This window comes from Rhizobium sp. AQ_MP (genome assembly GCF_014237835.1).
Classification (GTDB): domain Bacteria; phylum Pseudomonadota; class Alphaproteobacteria; order Rhizobiales; family Rhizobiaceae; genus Allorhizobium.
Genome location: NZ_JACJVI010000058.1, coordinates 1 through 752, shown reverse-complemented (window position 1 = coordinate 752; position 752 = coordinate 1). Strand labels below are relative to the sequence as shown.

The 752-nt window shown below is 58.1% G+C and carries 1 pseudogene; it reads left to right on the top strand.

The features are described 5' to 3' along the window. Positions 1-64: 64 nt before the first annotated feature. Positions 65-752 (top strand): annotated as a pseudogene (locus H6M51_RS24195) (transposase); the annotation flags it as partial.

Sequence of the window (752 nt, the reverse complement as noted above, 5' to 3'; positions counted from 1 at the left end):
TGACCTTGCCCCGCTGAACTAATCCATTTTGAAGTAAGCTCTGGCCCATCGAGAGGACCAGAGAATGAAGCGCAACCGTTTCACGGACGAACAGATTATCGGGATACTGAAGGAGCACGAGGCAGGCACGTCGGTGTCGGAGCTTTGCCGCAAGCACGGCGTCAGCGATGCCAGCATCTATAAATGGAAAGCGAAGTTCGGCGGCATGGACGTGTCCGAAGCAAAGAGGCTGAAGACGCTGGAAGACGAGAACGCGAAACTGAAGCGGCTCCTGGCGGACGCGATGCTCGACAATGCAGCTTTGAAAGACCTTCTGGGAAAGAAGTGGTGACGCCCGCAGCAAGGCGGAAAGCTGTCGTGCATCTGATGGATCACCACCAGATGAGCGAACGGCGGGCGTGTAAAGCCAGCGGCTTTTGCCGAATGACGGTCCGTTACGAAACCAGGCGCAGCGACGATGATCGTCTTCGCGAGCGAATGAAAGCATTGGCGCATGAGCGCCGTCGATTTGGCTATAGACGCATCCACGTGCTGCTCAAGCGCGAAGGGCACCGTGTGAACCACAAGAAGCTCTTCCGGCTGTATCGGGAGGAGAAGCTGACGGTGCGCAAGCGAGGCGGCCGGAAACGAGCGATCGGCACACGTGCGCCGATGCTGATCCCGATGACGGCCAATGATCGCTGGTCGCTGGACTTCGTGTCGGATCAACTCACCGATGGCCGCAGGTTCCGGGTCTTCACGATCGTCGATGA